We start from the raw sequence: 23,416 nt of genomic DNA on the forward strand, positions 1-23,416 counted from the left end.
CTATATTTTGGTTATGACAATTTACGCAAAATTTAATAGAAAACAATGCTTAACTATTTGATTTTAAGGCTTTTTTTTATCTGTGGTTTTGCTGTTTATGTAGTCGGTGGGCGACATTCCAAACTGTTTAGCAAAGTTTCTGCCAAAATGTGATTGAGAACTATAACCCACTATTTCCGAAATTTCATATATTTTCAGCATGCCCTCATTTAAAAGCTCGGCTGCTTTCTTCAATCTGGCCAGGTTAATCAGTTCATTGGGGCTCAGGTTAGAGATGGATTTGATCTTGCGGTATAAGGTAGGGCGGCTCATATTCATTTTTTCGGCCAGGTGTTCTACATCCAGATCCTGGTTGCTGATGTTTTTATTGATCGTATCCTGAAGTTTCTCCAAAAATATCTCATCAGCCTTAGAATAAGCAATACTTTTGATATGCAACAGGGGCGAGCTGGAGAAGTATTCTTTGATTTTATTCCTGTTTTTGATCAGACTGGAAATCTGCACCTGAAGAAATTCTGGAGAAAAAGGTTTTTCTACGTAAGCATCGGCGCCGAGTTCCAAACCTTCGATTTTTGATTGTAGTGAATTTTTTGCGGTCAGCAGAATTACCGGTATGTGGCTAAATTCTAATGTTGACTTAATTTTTGCACAGAATTCGAAACCGTCCATTTCAGGCATCATTACATCACTGATAATCAATTGTACAATTTCGTGCTCCAAAACTTTTAAGGCCTCTACACCATTTCTGGCCTGCAACACATGGTACTTCTCCTCCAGATCATCTGATATGAAATCGAGGATATCCTCATTGTCATCTACCAACAACACCACGGCCTTTTCGCTTTCCTGCGGATCTTTTATCGCGTGTGTACCTACAATTTCTTCCATTTGCCGTTCAGGTTAAATTCTATAAGTTGATGAATGGGCAGTTCCAATACAAATATATTAAAATCGTGCCGACTAAAATCCAGATAAAGCTCGCCACTGTGGAGCTGTGCCAGCGATTTTGAAATCGAAAGTCCTATTCCTGTTCCAGTGGTGATCTCCGTTTCTTTAGCCCTGAAAAAAGGTTCAAAAATCTTCTCTTTTATTTCTGTTGGGATTTTATTGCCGTCATTTTTAACCAACACCGTGAATTTATCTCTTTCTACTGTTTTTTCTAAACTGATTTCGACAGTTGTTTTTCCATATTTGATGGCATTATCAACCAGATTGCTGATGATTTTATAAAAAGCCTCCCTATCGATATAAGCAAGGAATGTCTTTTCGGGCAGATTGATCATATAATTGATGTTCCGCTGGTCGGCTGCCGGTTGAAACTGGAGAAATACATCTCGAAGGATCTCCGCAATATCCGCTTTTACAAAGTTTAAGCTGAAATCGCTGGTTTCTGTTTTCCTAAAATCCAGTAACTGATTCGTCAGTTTTAATAACCTATCGGTATTCCGCCCCATAATCCGGAGGTTCTTTTCGATGGCCGGTATGGCATCTGCCTGCTTGATCAGTTTTTCCATCGGGCCGATAATCAGCGTTAAGGGTGTTCTGATTTCATGGGCCACGTTGGTGAAAAATTCGATCTTGGCCTGGTAAACTTCCTTCTGTTTTTCATGTTCAAAAACTTCCATGCGCCTGCTATTTTTTAACGCGATTTTACGGTGGTAATGCAACACCAAAAAGAAGATAATCGCGCCTGCACTGATAAAATAAATAAAATAGGCAAAAGGGCTTAAATAAAATGGCGGACTGATTCTGATCAGTAATTTTACGTTTTTATTGCTCCAAATATTGCTTCCTTCTACCAGTGCTTTCACCTCAAAAATGTATTTACCCGGCGCCAGTTTGGTAAAGTATACCTTTCTGTTGGTTTTTAAATATTCCCAATCCTTGTAAAGACCGCTCATTTTGTAAGCATATTCCGTCATTTCAGGAGAACGGTAGCTTAAGGCTGCAAAATCGATGCTAAAGGATGACTGGTTATAATTAAGTTCAATGGTATCGGCATAAACAATAGATTTATCAGATACCGCATCTGCTCCATCTAAGCCTTTTTCGGTACTGTTTACCTGAAAGCCGGTTAAAAACACAGGGGTTTCATAAGATGTTGCTTTCAGATCGGTTGGGTTGAAACTGATCAATCCTTTTACGCTTCCAAAATAGATGCGCCCATCTCTCCCCTGATGAGCCGAATTGTAGTTGAACTGATCCGTTAACAATCCATTTGCTTTAGAATAAGTTTTACTAAGGCCTGTTGCCGGATCAAAGTGGACAAGGCCCCTGGTACTGCTGATCCAAAATTTATGCGCAGAATCTTCTTCTATGCGGAAAAGATAGTTACTTGGAAAACCGGTTTTTGTGCCATAGCGTTTAAACTGTTGAGTTTTTTGATCAAACCTGCAAAGCCCGCCACCATCAGTAGTGACCCAAATATTTTGTTTGTTATCTTCAAAAATACTATTAACCGTATTGTGGCTTAAACTCTTTGCATCACCTGGAATATTCCGATAATTTACAGATCCAGATTTGGATAAATTGAAGCGGAAAATGCCATCGTTAAAACTGCCTGCCCAGATATTTCCCTCACGATCTTCGATAACCGAATCATAAAAAAGAAAGGGCAGGCCCTCAATAGGCTCAAAATCATCACGTTTGCGGTTGTAACGGTAAATGCCATTAATGGTGCCGACCAAAATTTCGCCCGATCTCGTTTTGCAGAAGGTAACGATAAAGTTGGTGCGTAAAGCATTCCCAATACCTGCCTGATAATGTTTGATTACTTTTTCGGTTTTCAAATCTAACACATCCAGTCCATGTTCAAAAGTTCCTATCCAGAGTTTGTCGCCATCAATAAGCAACCCATGAATGTTGGAATATGCAATGCTCCCGGGCACCCCATCGGGCAGGAAGTGTTTAAACTGTCCGGTTTTGATGTCGAGTTTGTTCAAGCCCGCATCTTCAGTCCCAATCCAGAAATTTCCGGCCTGGTCTCTGGTAATTTCCCTAACATCACTTCCGCTGATGGAGTTGGTGCCCTTTTGTGGGAAATATTTAGTGAACAATGAAGTATGACTCGAATAATAATTTACACCTCCAAAATAAGTGCCTGTCCAAACACCGCCTTCGCGGTCCTGACAAATCGTATAAACGGCATTATCGCTTAATGAATAATCATTATTATACTGTTTTTGGATGTGTGTAATTTTTTCAGTCGAATCATTATAAATGTAAATCCCCGATTCTGTCGCAATCCAAAACTCATGTAACCCTGTTTTTTTGATGTCCCTTACAAAAATTGGGGTCTGATCGTCGTTCAGTCTTAAAATATTTTTGGATTGAAGTGTAGCTGGATCAAAAAGTTTTACACCCTGGTTGGTGGTGCCGATTAACAATTTGCCGTTTTCGGTTTCAGTGAGTCTCGATACCCAGCCATATTCGGGCTTTTGGTTTTTGCCATTGATATTAAAACTCTGGAAATTATTTTCTTTGGGGTTATATTTCTCTATTGTTCCTTTTCCGGTACTGATCCACACACTTCCATTTTTTAAAACGCTAATCAGTGAAGCATCAAACGGAGCATTGCTGCCGAAAACCTGTATTTTCCTGGTACTTTTCTGGTAGAGGTAAATTTTGAAGGAAGATAGGATCCATAAATTTCCCTTCTGGTCGCTGCCCAAATCGATGATCCGCATCCCTTTGGTGCTATTGATCATGCTGAAACTTTCTTTCGAGGGGTTATAGCGGTAAACCCCATTATTTGTACCCACCCACAGGGTTTTATCCTGATCGTGGTGAAGGGCATAGATGAGATCGTTGCCCAAACTGCCTGCCTTATCCGGATCGTGGCGATAGGTTTTAAAAGAATAACCATCAAAACGGTTGAGGCCATCTTTAGTGCCAAACCACATAAAGCCATTTCCATCCTGAACGCTGCAAAATGCCGTGTTGTTAGAGAGCCCGTTTTCTACCTGATAATGCCTGAAATAGTAAGGCTGGGCCAAAAGCAGATTGGTCGAAAACAGGAGGCATAAAAGGATAAGGAGTTTTTTCAATATATATTGGTCAGCAGCTTCAAATATATTAAAGAAATGCTTTGCTTTTAACTGAAATCGCATTTGAGAGGATAAGTAGAAAGATTGAGACGGATCGGTTTTGTGCTGCGGGGCAAATTCTATTATTTGTGCCTTTCTAACCAAACCAACTAAACGTGAAAAGAATCAAGGTTTTAAGTTTATCGATAATGTTGTTTTTATCCGTTAATGCTCTTGCCCAACAGCTGCGGATCGCACCCTCACCATTGTACCGCGACCCGATATATGATGGTGCTGCAGATCCGGTTATGGTGTACAATCATGCCGAAAAAAGCTGGTGGATGCTTTATACCCAGCGCAGGGCAAATGCACAAACCAATGATGTAGCCTATTGTTATGGTACCAATATCGGTGTGGCCACTTCTATCGATAACGGGCAAACCTTTGTATACAAAGGCGCGCTCGATTTAGATTTCGAGCCTGGTGTAAATACCTTTTGGGCACCTGATGTTATTTACGAGAAAGGTGTATACCACATGTACCTTGCTTATATCCAAGGCGTACGCAACCATTGGGGAGGCACGGCAAAAATTGCACATTATACCAGTAAAGATTTACTCAAATGGAAATACAAGGGCTTTATCTCGCTAAATTCAGATCATGTGATTGATCCTACCTTGCTGAAAATGCCCGATGGAAAATGGCACATGTGGTATAAGGACAGTTCGAAAGGGAGCATTACCATGACGGCAGAAAGTACTGATCTCCAACATTGGACCGCACAGGCCGAACCGGCCATTGGCGGTGTCCCGCACGAAGGTGCCAAAGCATTTTTCTTTAACAACTGGTTTTGGATGATTACCGACGAGTGGCACGGGCAACGTGTTTACCGGTCGAAAGATGGTAAAAGCTGGGAGAAGCAGGGTATGATACTAGACGTTCCAGGTCACCGCCCAGAAGACACGCCAACTGGTGCCCATGCCGATGTGCAGGTGGTGGGAGAGAAGGCTTACATTTTTTATTTTACCCATCCGGGACGGAAAACGCATTTCGAAGGCAGTTTAGATCAAGACTATACCTTTTCGTATTCCAATAAACGTACCTCTATCCATGTTGCCGAAATCGAATTTAAAGATGGAATACTCGTATGCGACCGCGATAAACCCTTCGATTTTTATCTGGGGCAGCCTTAATGGATTAACATATCGAGCAAGTAAAGCTTTTGAAGCTTGACTTCCTGCATTTACTTTACCGCTACCCACGGTTGGAAGGTTTCAAAATAAAAGATGAGATTTGTGATCTCCTTACTCGCTATACCGTTTTGAAATTTAGGGATCAGTATCTACCATGCGCGATCAGTTTACTATTAATACTGAATAAACCATAATTAACAGATCCTAATGAAGTGTCTTCGTTGCAATGACGATGCTCCGAGGAGATTTATTTTCCTTAAATCCTCCTTTCATCCATACTGATTTTATGCAATGAATTATTCTTCACGATGACAAAGCGCATGCATTTCCCCGGCCTCAAGTGTTTTCCGTGGCAAAAAAAACAATTACAAAAACTATCCATCGCAAACACAAATCGAGACAAAATGAAGAAATATTGATACAAATGCGTATCCCGCGCTACAGCTAAAAAGCGAATCTTTGGAAAGAATTAAATCGAACTAAAACCATTTACTTCTAGTAACTAACCAAATATCTTACCCATATGAAAAGAAGTTTATTCTCTTACGGCGGCTTTGTACGCCTGGATTGGTACCCGCTTCAAAAAATGTTCTTGAAACGCAAGGTACTTTCTTTTATTTTCGCTTCTATTACGCTACTCTCACTCTCTTTGCAGCTTAGTGCGCAGGAGCAAACTACCGTTACCGGAACAGTAACCGACGAAAAAGGTGAAACCGTGGTTGGTGCCAGTATTAAAATTAAAGGTACCAGTACAGGTGTAACCACTGATGGAGCTGGAAAATTTAAAATTCAGGTAGCGGATAAAAATGCTACGCTGATCTTTATTTACGTTGGTTATGCCAATCAGGAAGTTGCGATTGCTGGCCGAACACAGGTTAACGTTAAACTTAAACCTTCCGATAACGATCTTTCGGAAGTTGTTGTTGTAGGGTATAACACGCAAAAAAAGGAAGCCATTACTGGTGCTATTTCTTCTATTAGCAGTAAAGAACTCGAAAAAGTGCACGGAGGTTCTACTGTAAGTACCGGGTTGGCAGGTAAACTACCTGGGGTTTCATTCAGGATGCCTGATGGAAGACCGGGGTCGAGTGCCAATATCCAGATCCGTAACATGGGTAACCCGCTATATGTTATCGATGGTATCCAACAGGATGCTGGCCAGTTTAATAACATTTCGCCAAACGATATCGAAACCATTAGTGTGTTAAAAGATGCATCTGCGGCAATTTATGGTAGTAGGGCAGCAAACGGTGTAATATTGGTTACTACAAAAAGAGGTAAAAACAGCACACGTAATACGTTTACTGTTGATGCCTATACCGGTTGGCAGAACTGGGTACGTTTCCCTGAAACCACCGATGCTTATACCTGGATGTTGGGAAAAGCTACAGCAGAATTGAATGCAAACGGAAAAACAGATATTACGCAGGCAGAACTCGATAAATGGAAGGCGGGTACCGAGTATGGTTATCAAAGCCAAAACTGGAAAGATATTATCATTGCACCAAATGCTCCCCAGAGTTCAGTAAACTTAAGTGCATCTGGAGGAACGGATAAAGTGAACTATTATTTTTCGGCTACCCGCTTAGATCAGAAAGGTGTTTATGGTACCGAGCGTGAATTTGATTTCAACAGAACCAATATTCAGAGTAATATCGAAGCTAAAATAACCGACCGTTTCAAAGTGGGTATGTTAATCAATGGCCGTATTGAAAGCCGTGATCAACCAGGCGTACCAGGAGGTGATGATTATTTCGCCGCACGTTTTGCCTTGTTAAGAAACAGACCAACTGAACAGGCTTATGCCAATGGCAACCCGAATTACCCGAATGATATTGGGCACAATACCGAACAGTTTGCTGTACAGAGTAAAGCCCTTACGGGTTATTGGAAGTCAGACTGGAGGGTTTTACAGACTAATTTATCAGCAAGTTACGATACGCCGATTAAAGGGCTCGAAATAAAAGGATTATACTCTTATTATATTGCCGATAACATCATCAACGGACATGAATATACTTATAATGTATATACCTACCATCCTGAAACTGGTGTTTATGAAGAAAAAGTAGGGAGTTCTAATCCCTACAGAGAACGCAGGAATGAAAAAATATACACCAATACCTATCAGTTACAGGCCAATTATAACCGGACTTTTGGTAAACATACCATTGGTGGGGTATTGGTTGCGGAACGTTTAGACCGTTTTAGGACCTATTCTTTCCAACATGCGGTACCGCAGACGAATCTTTTGCCGGTTTTGCAGTTCGCTGATATGGACGGACAGGATTTTGCCGACATTCAGGAAGAAGAGGCCCGTATTGGTTATGTAGCCAGAGTGAATTATAATTATGATAATAAATATTACGTCGAACTTTCTGGCCGTAGAGATGCATCATGGAAATTTTCACCAGATAGACGTGTAGGTTACTTTCCTTCGACATCCATAGGATGGCGAATTACACAGGAAAAATTTATGAAATCGCTTCTAGGTGAAAGCACAATTTTAAATGATTTGAAACTCCGTGCTTCCTATGGCGTGCTTGGGGATGACGATCTAGGTATTGATCCTTTCGCATATCTTACCGGTTACCGATACAATGCGGGTACAGCTATTTTAGATGGAAAAAGCATTACCACTTCGCGTGATAAAGGACCTGTGATAGATAACCTCACCTGGTTTAAGAGCAAGATTTTCGATGTTGGTTTGGATTTTACCATGTTCAATAACAAATTAACCGGAACTGCTGATTATTTCTATAGAAAACGTTCGGGTTTGAAGGCCATTAAAAATGATGTGGTGGTACCGATCGAACTGGGATATCAACTGCCTCCCGAAAATCTGGAAAGTGATGCCCAATATGGTGCCGAATTTGCACTGAATTACCGTGATAAAATCGGAGAGTTTAATTATAATGTAGGGGGAAATATTTCCATCAGCAGAAGAAAGTATTTAGATCAGTACAAACCGCGTTATGGTAACTCGTGGGATAACTATAGAAACAGCCAAAATCAACGTTATACAGATATTTTTTGGGGTTATGAAGTAACCGGACAATTCCAGAATGTTGATGAAATCAATAATTACAAAGTGAATATTGATGGAAAGGGAAACCGTTCATTATTGCCGGGTGATTTAATTTATAAAGATCAGAACGGTGATGGTGTGATCGATCCACTGGATGTGCGGCCAATTGGTTATACCACTACCGGGCAACCAAACGTAATGTTTGGCTTTTCGATAGGAGGTTCTTATAAAAATTTCGACTTTACTGCCGATTTTTCTGGCGGTGGCATGTACTCATGGAACCAGAACTGGGAACAGCGCTGGGCATTTCAGAACACCGGAGCATTATTGCAGAATTTTGCCGATGATAGCTGGCACCGTACCGACCCATTTAACTTAAACAGTCCATGGGTACCAGGTAAGTACCCTGCATTGCGTTTTAATGACAGTACGCATAGCAACTATGATAAAAACTCGACTTTTTGGCTTCACAATGTGAGATACCTGCGTGCACGGACACTGGAGATCGGTTATACGATCCCAAAAAAATGGGCCGAAAAAATCAAGATCCAGAATGCCCGGATATATGTTAACGGTTACAACCTGTTTTCGCTTGATAACCTGAGCGATTATGGCGTAGATCCTGAAATCGCGGATGATAATGGATTGCAATATCCACAGAATAAGTTCTATAATATCGGTCTTAAATTAACGCTGTAACATGAAAAAGACTAATCAGATGAAAAAAATTATATATGCTTTTACTGCCATCGCTTTGTTAAGTGTTGGGCAGTCGTGCAAAAAAGATTCAGAATTTTTAGATAAACAACCTACCAATGTGCTGCCAATTGATGCCGTTTGGAAAGATCCCAATTTGGTGCTTACTGTAATGGGAGACCTTTACGACCGCTATCCCGACAATCAAACGATAGAGTCTTGGGCATCATTTGCCGTTTTTGATGAAGCATTTGCATCAGCGGGTGGTGACTATTTCCGTCATCAAAATATAGAGTATGGTTATGATGCCTGGAGGTACTGGGATTTAGGTGTTTATGGTTATATACGCGACCTTAATATGTTTATCAAACGTGGACAGGAATCAACCCAGTTGAAAACCGAAGACCGCGACCGTTTCCTTGCAGAAGCACGTTTTATCAGAGCTGGTGTATATTTCGAAATGGTGAAAAGAATGGGGGGCGTTCCTTTGCTCACTACCCCTTTGGAGTATAACAATGGCGATAATGTGAGCAACCTTCAATTTCCAAGGTCGAAAGAAACTGAGGTATATGATTTTGTGATTTCAGAGCTTGAAGCCATTAAAACCATCTTGCCTGACGATCCTACGATTCAAAGCAGGGCTACGAAGGCTGCCGCGCTTGCCATGGAGTCGAGGGCTGCACTTTATGCAGGTTCGATAGCAAAATACAGCAATGCCCAGCTTACGCTTCCGGGAGGCGAAGTAGGGATTTCTTCTGCTCTGGCCAATGGTTATTTTACAAAATCATTAAATGCGGCAAAAGAAATTATTAATGGCGGCAAATACACTCTCTATAAAAAGAATCCAACTTTATCAGATAATTTTGCTGCACTTTTTACCGATAAAAGCAACAATCCTGAAGTGATTTTCGTGAAAGACTTCAAATTAAAAACCAATAAGGTACATGGTTTTACCATCGATAACCAACCACGTTCTTCTGCGGAGGAAGCACAGGGCGGACGTTTAAATCCATCATTAAATTTGGTACAGTCGTTCGAAAAACTAGATAATACCTATGCATCGCTGGCTTCGGTTGATGCAAGTGGAAATACGCTATATTATACCAATGTAACCGATATTTTTGCTGGCCGGGACGCCCGATTGGCAGGTACGGTGATCCTTCCTGGAACAGCGTTTAAGGGCAAAACTGTCGATATCTGGGCCGGTTACCAATTGGCGAACGGCACAATCGTAACAGGAGATAATTTTGCGCAGAGTAAAACCAATGTATTGCCGGGTAATGCCGGTTCAGTGCAGGTAGTGGGTGGCGATGGTCCGATAGATGGATTGGAGTTCAGTGCACAATCAGGTTTTTATATCCGTAAATATTTAGATCCTGCTAAGGGATCAGGTCAGATCGGTACCCGCAGCGAGGTATGGTGGGTGCGTTACCGTTATGCCGAAGTATTGCTAAATGCTGCAGAGGCATCTTTCGAACTGGGCGATTTAGCTGCAGCAGCCAATTATATCAAACCCGTAAGAGACCGTGCCGGTTTAACCACCGCTTTAACACCCGCGCAGATCACTTTCGACAGGATTGTACATGAGCGTAAGGTGGAGTTTGCCTTCGAGGATCACGAACTGTGGGATATGAAGCGCTGGAGGCTGGCTGATAAAGTATGGAACGGCAACAACATGTCGGCGGCTGATTTTATCAATGCCACCAATATTGGCAGTGCCACACGCACCAGCACACAGGTATTTGGTTTGTGGCCATATAAATATTACGATCCGGGCAATGCAAACAATGGCAAATATATCTTTAAAGTAATCAAGCCAAGTAAAGTAACAGCTGCTCACCGTTTCCGTCTAGGCAATTACTATTCATCTATCGCACAGGAAGTGCTCAACGGAAATCCGAAAATTGTTAGAAACCCTAATCAGTAAAAACATGAAAAATAGATTTTATTTCATCATAGCCGCAGTTGCGGTGCTTTTTTCATCATGTAAAAAAGATAATTACGATGCGCCTGCAGCAGATTTTACTGGAAGGATTGTATATAAAGGGGAGCCGATCAATGTACAGTATGGTCAGGTTAATTTCGAACTCTGGCAATCGGGTTTTGGTAACTATTCAGCATTAAATGTCAACGTTAGTCAGGATGGCAACTATTCTGCGAAATTGTTTGATGGCGATTATAAACTTGTTTTCTCGCCAAATCAGGGCCCGTTTCTTTGGAAAAAGAATGCTGCCGGAAGGCAGGATACCATCGCTGTAAATATTAATGGGGGTAAAACCATGGACATTGAGGTAATGCCTTATTATATGATCCGTGGTGCGACACTCGCAGCTGCTTCGGGTAAGGTAAACGGTTTTTGTAAACTCGAAAAGATCATTACCGATGTCAATGCAAAAGATATCGAGAGGGTATCACTGTACATCAATAAAACGCAGTTTGTTGATGGCGCCAATAATATTGCCTTTCAGGACCTTGGGGGAGCTGATATAGCCGATCTTAATAACTTAAATATGAGTGTGAGTATACCGGCAATCGTGCCTATCCAGAATTATGTCTTTGCACGTATCGGAGTGAAGATTGTAGGAGTCGATGACATGATCTTTACCCCTGTTGCTAAAATAAATTTTTAAGTATAATTGTTAGCCACATATAGCATTCCTGTTATATGTGGCTTGTTTCTTTAAAGATCATTATCTTACCTATCCGTAAACCAAAGCTAAATGAAATCTCTCTTTGCCTTTTTTTTAAGCTTATCTATATTTTCTATACAACAGAAAGTATTCGCCAACCCCGCTGACAAGGTATTAAATGATACCATCTATCTTGCCGATCCAACCATTTTTGTAGATAAGGGCGTGTATTATTTATACGGGACCAGCAGTGATAAAGGTTTTCTGGTTTACACCTCTACAGATCTTAAAAACTGGGGCAAAGCTGCCGGGAAAAACAATGGTTTTGCCTTAAAAAAAGGTGATGCTTTTGGAAGCAAAGGTTTTTGGGCACCTCAGGTATTTAAAAGAGGCAATAAATATTATATGGCCTATACCGCTGATGAGGAAATTGCCATTGCCCATAGTAATAGTCCGCTTGGACCTTTTTTACAGGGAGAATTAAAAGCCATTTCGGGCACAGGTAAACAGATCGATCCTTTTGTATTTACCGATAGCGATGGCAAAAACTACCTCTATCATGTAAAACTGGATAAAGGGAACCGGATTTTTGTAGCAGAACTCAAAGACGATTTTTCAGACGTCATCCCGAACACAACAAAAGCATGTTTATCGGGCACAGAAGCTTGGGAAAATACGGCCAAAACCGACTGGCCGGTAACCGAAGGGCCAACCGTATTAAAAAAAGACAATTTATATTATCTTTTTTATTCGGCAAATGATTTCCGGAATCCGGATTATGCGGTGGGGTATGCGACCTCAAAATCACCGTTGGGGCCTTGGATAAAATATGCAGGCAATCCGATCATCAGTAGGAAACTACTCAAAATAAATGGAACCGGGCATGGTGATTTTTTTACCGATAAAAACGGCCAGATGCAGTATGTGTTCCATACCCATTATTCAAACCAAAAAGTATCACCAAGGGCTACAATGGTTATAAAAGCCAGTTTCGTAAAAGATAAAAACGGCATAAATCAAATGCAGGTTGATCCCAAAAGTTTCCGGTTTCTAAAGGAAAACTTAGACCGTACTCCTTAACATAAATTAAATTGACTGCATTTGTAGAAATATTGAAACAAAACTAAATCGGTTTACGAAAAAAAATCGCTTTTTTTAAAGATTAAAGAAATGCCTGCAGCCCGGTACAAACACCGCGTGTGAAGCTTAAAAATGAATATATTTAAAATGAAATACCTATTGGCGATATTATGTCTGTTGTTTGCAGGGATCTTGAATGCACAAACATTTACCAATCCCTTGTTGCCTTCAGGTGCCGATCCCTATAGTTATTATAAAGACGGTTACTATTATTATACCCATACCACAGGAAACCGTATAGATCTTTGGAAAACCAGAACACTCGACGGTCTTAAAACCGCAGAGCGGAAAACCATTTGGAAAGCGCCAGCAGGTACCCCGTATAGTAAAGAAATCTGGGCACCAGAGGTGATGTTTTTGAGAGGCATATGGTACGCTTATTTTGCTGCCGATGATGGTAAAAACGATAACCACCGGATGTATGTTTTGGAAAACGCATCTGCCGATCCGATGAAAGGCGAATGGGTTTTTAAGGGTAAAATTGCTGATCCAACCGATAAATGGGCCATTGACGGAGATGTAATCGATTTTAAAGGCCAGCTATATATGATCTGGTCGGGATGGGAAGGAAATGAAAACGGAAAACAGGAAATTTTTATGGCCAAACTTAAAAACCCATGGACAGTATACGGACAACGGGTTAAAATTTCTACCCCGAAATTTGATTGGGAAAAGATTGGTGATTTAGGCGGTGGTGCACATGTAGACGTTAACGAGGGGCCTCAGTTTTTGGTGCATGGCGATAAAATTTTTATTATTTATTCAGCGAGCGGCTGTTGGACAGATTTTTATGCACTAGGCATGCTTTCTGCTTCGGCCAAGAGCAACCTGCTCGATCCAAAATCCTGGACAAAATCTGAAAAGCCTGTTTTTCAGCAATCGCCAAAAGATGGGGTGTATGCTCCGGGACACAACTCATTTTTTAAATCGCCCGATGGGAAGGAAGATTGGATCCTATATCACGCCAATGATAAACCAGGTCAGGGCTGTGGAGGTTTCCGTTCGCCGAGGGCACAAAAATTTAGCTGGAATGCTGATGGTACGCCGAATTTCGGAATGCCCGTCAAACCAGGTGAAAGTTTAGCCTCACCATCGAACAACAAATAAAACTAAACCAGATAAAACCGATATGAACTTAAAAAACTATGTTGTCCTTGCTGCGCTGAGTCTTAGCGTGAGCGTTGGATTTGCACAAAAAAACAAAAAGACTGCTGAGCCGGCAAAAGTATGGTCGGTAGAAAAAGCCAATGCCTGGTACAAGGAAAATAAATGGTTAACCGGGGCAAACTATATCCCTTCAAATGCCATCAATCAACTGGAAATGTGGCAGGCCGATACCTTTTCTCCCGATTTAATCGATAAGGAACTGGGCTGGGCCGAAGGAATTGGTTTTAACACTTTGCGCGTATTTCTCTTCAGCAAGGCCTGGAGCCAGGATCCTGAAGGATTTAAAAAACGCATGGACCAGTTTTTAACCATCACCCGAAAACACGGCATTAAACCGATGTTTGTTTTCTTTGATGATTGCTGGAACAAAACTTCTGCTATTGGCAAACAGCCAGAGCCAAAAACGGGTATCCACAATTCAGGTTGGTTACAAGATCCGGGTGATCCTGCGTTCAAAGAAGAAGCAAACTTCCCTGAACTCGAAAAATATGTAAAAGATGTGCTTACCCATTTCGCACACGATGAAAGAATCTTGCTTTGGGATTTATATAACGAACCAGGAAACAGTGGAAAGCTTGATGCTACAATACCTTTATTAACCAAAACCATTAGCTGGGCGCGTTCGGTAAATCCTGATCAGCCGATTTCTATCGGATTATGGAGCTGGGGTTTCGAAAAGCTTAATGAAATACAACTGGCAAACTCCGATATCGTTACCTATCACAATTATGAGGCACCAGACTGGCACCAGAGAACAATCGATCTGTTAAAAGCCAGCGGAAGACCATTAATCTGTACCGAATATATGGCCCGCTCGCGCAATAGCCGTTTCTCTAACATTTTACCACTGCTTAAAAACGAAAATGTGGGTGCCATTAACTGGGGTTTTGCTGCAGGTAAAACCAATACTAAATATGCATGGGATACCCCATTGGCTGATGGATCTGATCCGATTGAGTGGTTCCACGAAATCTTTCAACCGGATGGAACACCGTACCGCCAGGATGAAGTTAATCTGATCAAAAAACTCAACAACAAATAAACACAATATGGGTCGGTGAAAGCCGGCCTTAACACACAAATTTAAACCGATGAATAAAAAAGTATCCATCCTTTTCTCGCTGTTGGGGCTCTCTCTTTCCCTTTCTGCGCAGCAACAGGACAAATCGTGGTCGATGGTTAAAGGGAAAATCTCTTCACCATGGGCACAGGAAGTAAACCCGAAAAATGTGCTTCCAGAATATCCACGCCCTCAGTTTGAGCGCACAGGCAACTGGAAAAACCTGAACGGACTATGGGATTACGCCATTGCCGGAAAATCGCAGCAACCTGCAATTAACCAAGGTAAAATCCTTGTCCCCTTTGCTGTCGAGTCATCACTTTCGGGTGTTGGTAAAACGGTGGGTAAAGACAGTCTGCTCTGGTATAAAACCAGCTTTACCGTTCCTTCGAACATGAAAGGAAAAGAAATTTTGCTTCATTTTGGTGCGGTCGACTGGAGAAGTACCGTAAGTATCAATGGTAAAGAAGTGGGTAAACACGAAGGTGGTTTTGATCCTTTTAGCTTCAACATCACCCCGTTTTTAACCAAAAGTGGCAACCAGACCTTAACTGTAGAAGTTTGGGATCCAACTGATGAAGGTCCTCAGCCAAGAGGAAAACAGGTTAAAAGACCAGAAGGCATCTGGTATACACCGGTAACGGGTATCTGGCAAACAGTATGGATCGAGGCAGTAAATAAAGCGCACATCGATCATATCAAGGTAACACCTGATATTGATCAGCAATCGTTAGCCGTTACACCAATTTTAACGGGTGCGGCTGCAGGAGATCAGGTTAAAGTTTCTGCATGGGACGGTGCTACAAAGGTGGCCGAGCAAACTGGCAATGGAACCGATGCCATTAGCTTAAAAATTGCTAACCCAAAACTATGGAGCCCTAAAAATCCATTTTTATACGACCTCAAGGTAGAGCTAATCTCTAAAAATAAAAAGGTAGATGAGGTGAAGAGTTATTTCGCCATGCGCAAGACCTCCATCGGTAAAGATCAGAACGGTATCCAGCGCATGTTGCTGAACAATGAATTTGTTTTCCAATATGGTCCTTTAGATCAGGGGTGGTGGCCAGATGGACTTTATACTGCGCCAACAGATGCCGCTTTAAAGTTCGATGTGGATAAAACCAAAGAAATGGGTTTCAACATGATCAGGAAACACATTAAGGTAGAACCTGCACGCTGGTATTACTATTGCGATAAAGCCGGTATGTTGGTTTGGCAGGATATGCCAAGTGGCGATTTAGGTAACGGATGGGAAAATCGCCCGGGTATCCTGGATCATGGATCGGATCAAAACAGAAGTGCCGAATCGGAAGGGTATTACAAAAAAGAGTGGAATGCCATTATCGATGCCCTTTACAATGTACCTTCTATCGTAGTATGGACGCCTTTCAACGAGGCATGGGGTCAGTTTAAGACTGTAGAAATCGCCAAGTGGACGAAAGAAAAAGATCCTTCAAGATTGGTAAATACCGCCAGTGGGGGTAACTTCCATCCGGTAGGCGATATTATCGATTTACACAACTATCCACATCCAGCCATGCCTAGTCCGGATTATTTTGGAAAAGACTATGCACTTGTATTGGGTGAGTTTGGTGGCCTTGGTCTTCCTATTGATGGCCATGTATGGCAACAGAAAAACAACTGGGGTTACCAGAGTTTCAAAAACAAAACCGATCTTTTCAATAAATACGCTGAATTTACCAAACGTTTAGAGCAATTGATTTCATTGGGACTTTCTGCAGGTGTTTACACCCAAACAACCGACGTAGAAGTAGAAACCAACGGTTTAATGACCTATGATAGAAAAGATATCAAGTTTTCGGAAGCACAGATGAAAGCCTTGCACGATAAATTGTATCAGATTAGTGTGCCTGTGAATAAATAAGCAGATCATTAATATTTTTGCTAAAGCTGGATCGGTGTAAACTGGTCCAGCTTTTTTATTATACGGGCATTATAATGTATCAAAAAACACAAAATAAATTCCATTTTAGTCAAAACAGGTAATGGATTATTATGATATATTTGTTAATAAAACGATTTACTAATTCGGTGTATATGATGCTTACACTATGTTTTAGGAATCGGATTTAACCAGATATAACAGCAACCGTAATCAGTACAGGTTGACTAACCGAACAACATGACATTTTTGAGGAATACATATAACTGCCTGCTTTTATGTTTTTTTACCGTTAGCATCGCTAATGGCCAATCTAGTATACCCAAACCAAATCCGGTAAAACGCTCTGATACTTTAAAGGCTTTGGAGACAGGTTTTATAACGGTGCCGGATTCCATCCAAACCAGTGTATATTGGTATTGGCTTTCGGGCAATATATCGAAAGAAGGTGTGGTAAAAGACCTTGAGGCCATGAAAAAGGTCGGGATTAATAGAGCCTTTATTGGTGATATCGGACTGCATGATGTACCTTATGGAAAGGTTAAGTTCCTGTCGGAAGAGTGGTGGGAAATTATGCACCTTGCACTTAAAACTGCAACCCGTTTAAATATCCAGATCGGTTTGTTCAATGGCCCGGGCTGGAGTCAGGCGGGCGGGCCATGGGTGCGCCCTGAACAGGCAATGCGCTACCTCACTTCATCAGAGATCAAGGTAAAAGGGCCACAGTTATTCTGCGGACCCCTGAGCAAGCCGGATAAAAATTTTCAGGACGTAAAAGTAATTGCTTATCCTGTTCCTGCCGATTACGGAAAAGGTTTGAGTATCTTGAAACCAGCAATAACCTCTCCACAGCCTATCGATTCGCTGGAAAACCTGATGGACCATAAGCAACAGACCTCCATTCATTTTAAAAACGGCGAAAAATTCGCTTTGGATATCCATACACAACAGCCTTATGCTTTACGCAGTATTATCCTATCCACGCAGCACCGTGCCGTGTATCTGGAGGGCGATGTACAGGTGAAAACCAAAACGGGTTATATAACCGTTAAACATTTTACTATTGATAGACGTGCACCGGCCCTTAATTTTGGTTTTTTGCCCTGGGCCAGATCCGTAATTTCGGTGCCTGCCAGTACTTCTACAGATTTTAGGATTTCCTTTACCCAGGTTTCAGGCGATTCAGGGATTAGTGAACTGGAACTTTCTTCTACTTCGATGCTTGATGCCTATTCGGAAAAAACCCTTGCCAAAGCCTGGCAAACGGAAGACCTGATCTGGAACGCTTATGTATGGGGCGAGCAAAAGAATGATCCATCCAACTCTATTTTAGATCCTGCCAAAGTGATCGATATTTCCCGTTTCATGCAAAAAGATGGAAAGTTAACCTGGAAAGTACCCCAGGGCATATGGATCATTGAACGTACCGGGATGACGACCACCAATACCACAAATGTTCCTGCAACACCAGAAGCAACCGGACTGGAAACCGATAAGATGAGCAAACAGCACATTACCAGCTATTTTGATGCCTATATCGGCCAGGTATTAAAGAGGGTCCCTGCCGAAGACCGCAAAACCTTAACCGTTGTAGTGGCAGACAGTTACGAAACCGGTAGCCAAAACTGGACCGATCTGTTGCTTAGCGAGTTTAAAGCAAAGTACCATTACGATGCTCTGCCTTTTATGCCAGTATTACAGGGGAAAGTGGTAGGTAGCGCTATAATTTCAGACCGTTTTCTGTGGGATTTAAGGAGATTGATTGCCGATGATGCCGCTTTCAAATATGTTGGAGGTTTAACTGAGGTGAGCCATAAACATGGATTGACTACCTGGCTCGAGAATTACGGATATTTCGGTTTTCCCGGCGAGTTTTTACAATATGGGGGACAGTCGGATGAAGTTGCCGGTGAGTTTTGGCTCGACGGACGTTTAGGAACAGTAGAAAACAGGGCCGCTTCTTCGGCAGCGCATATTTATGGAAAAAATAGGGTTTCTGCCGAATCATTTACTTCGGCAGGTGCAGCATGGCGTGCACATCCGGCATCGCTGAAAGCAAGGGGAGACCGTTTTTTTACCGATGGGATCAATAATACGCTGCTACATGTTTTTATCCATCAACCTGATACTTTGCCCAAACCGGGCATAAGTGCCTGGTTCGGTACCGAATTTAATCGGGGCAATACCTGGTTTGCTGATATGGATGTTTTTGTAAAATACCTTAAACGCTGTAACCTGATGTTGCAACAGGGTAGGTATGTGGCTGATGTGGCTTATTTTATTGGAGAAGATGCACCAAAACTAATGGGCACTACCGATCCGGAATTGCCAAAGGGTTATTCGTTCGATTATATCAATGCGGAGGTGATCAAAAGCAGGCTGACGGTAAAAAATGGACGGATTTTCCTGCCCAATGGCATCAGTTATGGCATATTAGTTCTTCCCAAACAAGAAAGCATGCGGCCAGAACTGTTAAAAAAAATAAAGGAACTGGTGGCACAGGGTGCAGTGATATTGGGGCCGAAACCGCAGCGATCTCCGAGTTTGGAGAATTATCCAAAAGCCGATCAGCAGGTAAAAACAATGGCTAACGAACTTTGGGGAGGTATTGATGGCCAGAATAAGAAGATAAACCGCTATGGCAAAGGAATGGTGCTGAGTGCTATGGATATGCAGGAGGCTTTGCATACAGTTAACATCATTCCTGATTTTAAGACTGAAAAAAATGATCCCGTATTATTCATCCACAGACAGGTGGGTGATGCCTCAGTTTATTTTCTTTCCAACCAGAAAAACGAATCCGTTGACATTTTTCCAACATTTCGTATAAAGGGCAAAAAACCCGAATTATGGGATGCGGTAACGGGTACAGTAAGGGATATGCCTGCATTTAGTCAAACTGCTGCAGGTACCACAGTACCCGTTCGCTTAGCGGCAAATGGAAGCGCATTTATTGTTTTCAGAAATGACGGATCGCAGGGTGATACTACAAAAGCAAATTACCCTTTTGTTTCAGCAAGCATCGAGGTGAAAACGTCCTGGAGTGTAAGCTTTGATAAAAATAGCGGTGGACCAGAAAAACCAGTGATTTTTAATGAGCTTTCCGATTGGTCGGTTCATCCAAACGATAGCATCAGGTATTATTCCGGATCAGCAGTATACAATAATACTTTCGATTTAAGAACCATTGAGAAGGGTGGAAGCTATATCATCGATCTTGGTCTGGTTAATAACATTGCAAAAATTACCCTCAATGGTGTTGAACTTGGTGGCGTATGGACGCCTCCTTACCAGCTTGATATCACCCGCGCAATAAAAACTGGCGAGAATAAACTGGAGATCAGGGTGGTGAACAATTGGGTAAACCGTTTGATGGGAGATGCCCAATTACCAAAAGAGAAGAGAAAAACCGCAGCACTATTTGGACCTGACCAGGGTGCAGGTTTGCATCCCTCAGGGCTTTTAGGACCAGTGAAGATCAATTTGATAAAGTAATATTTATGCTGAATGACATGAAAAATATATTCAAAAAAACTGGTTTGTTTCTGCTTGGCACGGCAATCCTATCTGGGTCATTTTGCCTTTCTGCTCATGCACAGATAGGTAAAATGAAAACAGGTTTCGTTAATCCGAAGGATAGCTATAAACCCGGGGTATATTGGTATTTCATGGATGGCAACCTTTCTGCCGGATCGATCACAAAAGATCTCGAGGCCATGAAAAAAGCGGGTATCGGTAACCTGGTTTTTCTTGAAGTTAATGTAGGCATACCCCGTGGTAAAGTCGATTTTTTAAGCCCGCAATGGGTCAGTCTTTTTACTCATGCAGAAAAAGAAGCGAGGCGCCTGGGAATCGAGATTACCTTAGGTATCGGACCTGGGTGGACAGGAAGTGGTGGCCCCTGGGTAAAGGCAGAAGAATCAATGCAACATCTTGTTTCCAGTGAGATAACCGTTTCTTCAGCAGATAAAGGTAAAATTGTATTGCCACTTCCAATGCCCAAAAGACCGTTTTTTGGAGAAGGTAACCTCTCTGCAGAAGTTAGAAAACAATGGATGGCTTATTATAAGGATGTGGCCGTGCTGGCCTTTCCCTACAAGGAGCAAACCACTAAAATAACAGATGTGGATGAAAAGGCACTTTATTACCGGGCACCTTACAGTTCAGGAACGGTTAAACCTTATCTTTCTGCTCCACTTGCCGGTGAGGGAGGGAAGGCTAAGGGCATAGAAAAGTCCGCTATTCTGGATCTCACTTCCAAAATGTCTGCGGATGGTTCGCTTAACTGGACGCCTCCTTCTGGTAAATGGATAGTGATGCGGTTTGGTGCGCGGAACAATGGCGCCATTACCAGACCTGCGCCTATCCCAGGACTGGGTTTCGAATCTGATAAATTCGATACACTGGCGCTAAACCATCATCTCGATACTTACGTGGGTAGACTTTTGAGTGCTATCGGAAAACCACAAAAAAATATCCCTGGCGGACTGAAACGTTTACATATGGATAGCTGGGAAATGGGCGCCCAGAACTGGACGGGCAGCTTTAGGCAGGCTTTTATCAAAAGCAGGGGCTATGATCCTTTAAAGTATTTCCCTGCCTATTCGGGCAATATTGTGGGCAGTTTACAAGAAAGCGAACGCTTTTTGTGGGATTTAAGGGAAACTGCTCAGGAACTCATCCTGAAAAACCATGCGGAACAGGTAAAAGCCTATGCACACCGTCACGGTCTGTCGCTTTCCATCGAGCCTTATGATATGAACCCAACAGCCGATCTGCGCCTTGGAGCGGTTGCTGATGTGCCTATGGCCGAATTCTGGAGTAAAGGATTTGGTTTCAATTCTACTTATAGTGTTATTGAAGCTACTTCTATCGGACATGTAATGGGCCGCTCGCTCATTCCGGCCGAAGCTTTTACTGCTCAGGATAATGAAGGCTGGAAACAACATCCCACCAGCATGAAAAACCAGGGCGACTGGGCATTTGCTGCCGGAGTGAACCGTTTTGTATACCATACCTTTCAGAATCAGTTTTTGCCAGACTCGCTTCGTCCAGGGGCAACAATGGGGCCATATGGGGTGCATTGGGACAGGAACCAAACCTGGTGGCCCATGGTAGATGCCTACCATCAATATGTAAGCAGGTGCCAGTATTTGCTGCAGCAGGGCAGAACAGTTGCGGATATATTATACCTCACACCTGAAGGCTCTCCACATGTTTTTGTTCCGCCATCAACTGCGCTAAGAGGCGATACACTGGCCGACCGTAAAGGTTATAATTTTGATGGCTGTGCACCAGCGCAACTAATGAAAGCATACGTAGAAAACCAATATATTGTATTTCCAGGTGGTGCCAGATACCGCATACTGGTATTACCTGAAAGTGAAACCATCACGCCCGAACTGCTTACAAAAATCAATGCGCTCATTAGCAGCGGCGCAACCGTAATTGGAAATCCGCCAAAACGTTCACCGAGCCTGGTAGGTTACCCTGTTTGTGATGAGCAGGTAAAACAAATGGCCGGTAAAATCTGGGGAGCTGGAACCTTGCCTAAAACGCAGGAGATCAGAAATTATGGTAAAGGAAAAATCATCTGGGGTGAGGCGCTGCTCAAACCATCAGATCATCTTTATCCTCAGTATGACCTCACCGCCCGATTGTTACATCAATTATCCCTGGATGAAGATTTCAGTACAACAGCTCCTGTAAGATATACCCATCGTACGGGTAAAGACTGGGATATTTATTTTGTTTCGAATAGCACAAACGCCGAAATCAATTTCAAGGCTACTTTTCGGACGGTAAAAGGTAGTCCTCAGCTTTGGGATGCCATAACCGGCAAATCTCGACGGGTTCCAGAGTTCAGCGTTACCAAAGGAAAAACGCTGATCCCGCTGGAACTTGCACCTTATCAAAGCTGTTTTATCGTGTTTGCCAAAGAAAACCAGCACCAGCCACTGGCAGGTTTGCACGAAACCAAGCGTATGGAACTGCTCAGTCTTAATGAGGCCTGGGAAGTCAATTTCGATCCAAAATGGGGCGGGCCAAAAACAGCAGTTTTCGATTCGTTATCCGATTGGTCCAAAAACAAAGTCGAAGGCATTAAATATTATTCAGGCATAGCGGCCTACCACAAAACTTTTGATTTTAAAGAAACCCATAGCAAAGAAGAAATTTATCTCGATCTTGGTAAAGTTAAAAACATGGCCCGCGTAACCTTAAATGGCAAAGCCGTTGGCGTATTGTGGGCTGCACCCTGGAGAATTGATATTTCGCCTTTCATTAAACAGGGCAAAAATGAACTTACCATCGAAATTGCCAACCTCTGGCCAAACCGTTTGATCGGAGATGAGAAAAAACCAGACGACGGTATTGTTGGTGATCAATGGCCACAATGGTTATTGAACGGACAGCCCCGTACCAGCGGCAGGTTTACCTTTACCAGCACCAAACAGTACAATGCTGATTCACCATTGTTCGAATCAGGGCTTTTGGGACCGGTAAAAATTATCGGACAGACATTAATAATAAAACAGACCGCACCAAAGAAATAGTGCTTAAGCCAAAATATAAC

The 23,416-nt window shown here is 42.3% G+C and carries 12 protein-coding genes; 10 read left to right on the top strand and 2 right to left on the bottom strand.

Annotation, left to right across the window (positions count from 1 at the left end):
- Positions 1-63 precede the first annotated feature (63 nt).
- Both R2S57_RS04095 and R2S57_RS04100 read right to left on the bottom strand, forming a co-directional pair.
- Positions 64-888 (bottom strand): response regulator, encoded by an 825-nt coding sequence (locus tag R2S57_RS04095; protein ID WP_316843836.1) that lies wholly within the window; start codon positions 886-888, stop codon positions 64-66.
- Positions 873-4,046, bottom strand: coding sequence for a two-component regulator propeller domain-containing protein (locus R2S57_RS04100; protein WP_316843837.1), 3,174 nt, complete (start codon positions 4,044-4,046; stop codon positions 873-875). The genes R2S57_RS04095 and R2S57_RS04100 overlap by 16 nt, the downstream gene beginning before the upstream one ends.
- A gap of 155 nt (positions 4,047-4,201) precedes the next feature.
- On the opposite strand from R2S57_RS04100, the gene R2S57_RS04105 reads away from it, so the two are divergent.
- The 10 genes from R2S57_RS04105 (at position 4,202) to R2S57_RS04150 (ending at position 23,396) form a co-directional block, all read left to right on the top strand.
- Entirely contained in the window at positions 4,202-5,218 is a 1,017-nt protein-coding gene (locus R2S57_RS04105; protein ID WP_316843838.1) for an exo-alpha-sialidase, read from the top strand.
- 523 nt (positions 5,219-5,741) lie between these two features.
- A complete protein-coding gene (locus R2S57_RS04110) occupies positions 5,742-8,945 on the top strand; it encodes a TonB-dependent receptor (protein WP_316843839.1) in 3,204 nt (1,067 codons plus the stop codon).
- Between the two features lies 1 nt (position 8,946).
- Positions 8,947-10,869 (top strand): RagB/SusD family nutrient uptake outer membrane protein, encoded by a 1,923-nt coding sequence (locus R2S57_RS04115; RefSeq protein ID WP_316843840.1) that lies wholly within the window; start codon positions 8,947-8,949, stop codon positions 10,867-10,869.
- A 4-nt stretch (positions 10,870-10,873) separates the two neighbouring features.
- The gene (locus R2S57_RS04120; protein WP_316843841.1) at positions 10,874-11,572 is read left to right on the top strand and encodes a DUF3823 domain-containing protein; all 699 of its coding nucleotides are present in this window, start codon (positions 10,874-10,876) and stop codon (positions 11,570-11,572) included.
- 90 nt (positions 11,573-11,662) lie between these two features.
- Entirely contained in the window at positions 11,663-12,652 is a 990-nt protein-coding gene (locus R2S57_RS04125) for a glycoside hydrolase family 43 protein (protein WP_316843842.1), read from the top strand.
- Between the two features lie 132 nt (positions 12,653-12,784).
- On the top strand, positions 12,785-13,819 hold the full coding sequence (locus R2S57_RS04130; RefSeq protein ID WP_316843843.1) for a glycoside hydrolase family 43 protein: 1,035 nt from the start codon (positions 12,785-12,787) through the stop codon (positions 13,817-13,819).
- A gap of 22 nt (positions 13,820-13,841) precedes the next feature.
- Positions 13,842-14,921, top strand: coding sequence for a cellulase family glycosylhydrolase (locus tag R2S57_RS04135; RefSeq protein ID WP_316843844.1), 1,080 nt, complete (start codon positions 13,842-13,844; stop codon positions 14,919-14,921).
- A 49-nt stretch (positions 14,922-14,970) separates the two neighbouring features.
- Complete coding sequence (locus tag R2S57_RS04140) at positions 14,971-16,824, top strand: glycoside hydrolase family 2 protein (protein ID WP_316843845.1); 1,854 nt, start codon at positions 14,971-14,973, stop codon at positions 16,822-16,824.
- A gap of 258 nt (positions 16,825-17,082) precedes the next feature.
- Positions 17,083-20,337, top strand: a complete 3,255-nt coding sequence (locus R2S57_RS04145; protein WP_316843846.1) for a glycosyl hydrolase — start codon at positions 17,083-17,085, stop codon at positions 20,335-20,337.
- A 17-nt stretch (positions 20,338-20,354) separates the two neighbouring features.
- A complete protein-coding gene (locus R2S57_RS04150; protein ID WP_316843847.1) occupies positions 20,355-23,396 on the top strand; it encodes a glycosyl hydrolase in 3,042 nt (1,013 codons plus the stop codon).
- Positions 23,397-23,416: the final 20 nt, after the last annotated feature.

The organism is Pedobacter psychrodurus (assembly GCF_032678585.1).
Lineage (GTDB): Bacteria > Bacteroidota > Bacteroidia > Sphingobacteriales > Sphingobacteriaceae > Pedobacter > Pedobacter psychrodurus_A.

What these genes read in the sequence shown, in the direction of transcription:
- R2S57_RS04150 (WP_316843847.1), top strand. Translation starts at nt 20,355, where the DNA reads ATGAAAAATATATTCAAAAAAACTGGTTTGTTTCTGCTTGGCACGGCA.
- R2S57_RS04125 (WP_316843842.1), top strand. Translation starts at nt 11,663, where the DNA reads ATGAAATCTCTCTTTGCCTTTTTTTTAAGCTTATCTATATTTTCTATA.
- R2S57_RS04130 (WP_316843843.1), top strand. Translation starts at nt 12,785, where the DNA reads ATGAATATATTTAAAATGAAATACCTATTGGCGATATTATGTCTGTTG.
- R2S57_RS04095 (WP_316843836.1), bottom strand. Translation starts at nt 888, where the DNA reads ATGGAAGAAATTGTAGGTACACACGCGATAAAAGATCCGCAGGAAAGC.
- R2S57_RS04110 (WP_316843839.1), top strand. Translation starts at nt 5,742, where the DNA reads ATGAAAAGAAGTTTATTCTCTTACGGCGGCTTTGTACGCCTGGATTGG.
- R2S57_RS04135 (WP_316843844.1), top strand. Translation starts at nt 13,842, where the DNA reads ATGAACTTAAAAAACTATGTTGTCCTTGCTGCGCTGAGTCTTAGCGTG.
- R2S57_RS04140 (WP_316843845.1), top strand. Translation starts at nt 14,971, where the DNA reads ATGAATAAAAAAGTATCCATCCTTTTCTCGCTGTTGGGGCTCTCTCTT.
- R2S57_RS04145 (WP_316843846.1), top strand. Translation starts at nt 17,083, where the DNA reads ATGACATTTTTGAGGAATACATATAACTGCCTGCTTTTATGTTTTTTT.
- R2S57_RS04120 (WP_316843841.1), top strand. Translation starts at nt 10,874, where the DNA reads ATGAAAAATAGATTTTATTTCATCATAGCCGCAGTTGCGGTGCTTTTT.
- R2S57_RS04115 (WP_316843840.1), top strand. Translation starts at nt 8,947, where the DNA reads ATGAAAAAGACTAATCAGATGAAAAAAATTATATATGCTTTTACTGCC.